This is a genomic window from Pseudomonas antarctica, from assembly GCF_900624995.1.
Classification (GTDB): Bacteria; Pseudomonadota; Gammaproteobacteria; order Pseudomonadales; family Pseudomonadaceae; genus Aquipseudomonas; species Aquipseudomonas antarctica.
Genome location: NZ_UYXQ01000244.1, coordinates 1 through 1,606 on the forward strand (window position 1 = coordinate 1; position 1,606 = coordinate 1,606).

Sequence of the window (1,606 nt, forward strand, 5' to 3'; positions counted from 1 at the left end):
CCGCCAGCACGGGCCTGCAGAAACCACAGGGCTTTTGACCCGGTGGACGGTGCCAGCAAAATCCCGTCAACCCGCCGATGATGCAGGGCCGCGACGACCCGCAGCTCCTGCTCCGGGTCATCGCGGGGGTCGACAAACAGCATCATGAAGCCGTGCTTTGTGCACTCGGCTTCAATCGCGTGCACCATCTCGCTGAAGTAATGGTTGGACAGCGCCGAGATCGCCACGCCAATCGTGCTGGTGCTGGAACGCGCCAGCGAGCGTGCCAGGGTATTGGGGATGTAACCCAATTCAGCGATCGCACGCTGTACCGCCTGCACCGTGGCCGCGCTGACCTTGCGGGTGCCGTTCAACACGTGCGACACCGTCGACGTTGACACACCCGCTCTGCTCGCCACGTCATCCATGGTGACCATGACGCGCTCCCCTTCACTGGATCAATGTTTACTCGACCAACCGCTGTACGTAGCAACGTTGTCGCGGGTGATCAGTTTTGGCGTGAGCAAAGTAACCGCTTCGGCCGGGGCTTTGTCATTAAGCATGTCATTGCCCACGTTAACGGCGGTCTGGGCCATGGCCCACGGGTCCTGGCTGGCCGACGCCTGGATTTGCGTGTCGCTCTTCAATGCATGCTCGATATCCGGCGCACCGTCTACCGAGGTGATGATAATGCCACTGCGTTTGAGCTGCTTGGCCGCCAAGTCGCTGCCAATGGCTTGCGGGTCGTTGATCGCGAACAGGCCGTCGATTTTCGGGAAGCGTGTGAGGTAGCCCTGCATCACGTTCAGACCGCCTTCGCGCGAGCCTTTGCCGTCCTGGTCATCGGACAACACCTTGATGTCCGGCGCCGAAGCCAATGCAGCTTTGCAACCTTTGACGCGGTCAGTCACGGCGGTGACTTGCGGGCCATTCTGAATGATCACGTTGCCCTTGCCCGCCAGCTTGTCCACCAGGAACTGGCAAGCCAGCTTGCCGGCTTCAACGTTGTCGGTTTGCACCGTGGCATTCACGCCCTTGGCGTCCACATCCACCGCCACCACGACGATGCCGGCGTCCCGGGCTTTCTTGATCGCCGAGGCCATGGCCGAAGGGTCGACGGCGTTAAGCAGGATCAGGTCGACCTTGGACGAAATGAAGTTATCGATCTGCGAAAACTGCTTGCTCAGGTCATAGTCGGCCGACACCGACGTCACCTTGACGTTGGGGTTCAGCGCTTTGGCCCGCGCCGTGGCGCCGTCGGCCAGGGTCACGAAATAGGGGTTGCCGAGCGAGCCCATGCTGATGCCCAGGGATTTGAGTTCACGGGCTTGCACGACGTTGGACATCACGGCAGCCAAGGCAATAACGGGAAACAGGCGTTTGAAGTTCATGCGGGTCTCTCTTGTGATTGTTGTTGGAGTGAATCAGGTCCGTGCACCGGATTGGCGATAGCGATCCAGCGCCACCGCGCCGATGATCACGATGCCCTTGATGATGTACTGCCAGATATCCGACACCCCCAGCAGCACCAGGCCATTGGTAAGTACCGCGATAATCAGCGCACCGATCAACGTGCCACCAATGGTGCCGACACCACCGGTAAAGCTGGTGCCGCCGAGGATTACCG

The 1,606-nt window shown here is 60.4% G+C and carries 2 protein-coding genes and 1 pseudogene; all 3 read right to left on the reverse strand.

Annotated features, from left to right (window positions below):
- The coding region (locus tag E0F99_RS29780; RefSeq protein ID WP_130909131.1) for a LacI family DNA-binding transcriptional regulator at positions 1 to 416 on the reverse strand (416 nt) is incomplete at its 3' end.
- A 21-nt stretch (positions 417 to 437) separates the two neighbouring features.
- A complete protein-coding gene (locus tag E0F99_RS29785; RefSeq protein ID WP_083358443.1) occupies positions 438 to 1,370 on the reverse strand; it encodes an ABC transporter substrate-binding protein in 933 nt (310 codons plus the stop codon).
- A gap of 33 nt (positions 1,371 to 1,403) precedes the next feature.
- Positions 1,404 to 1,606: pseudogene (locus E0F99_RS29790) on the reverse strand (ribose ABC transporter permease); the annotation flags it as partial.

Excerpts from the sequence above, each read along its gene's own strand:
- E0F99_RS29785 (WP_083358443.1), bottom strand. The coding sequence starts at position 1,370 with ATGAACTTCAAACGCCTGTTTCCCGTTATTGCCTTGGCTGCCGTGATG.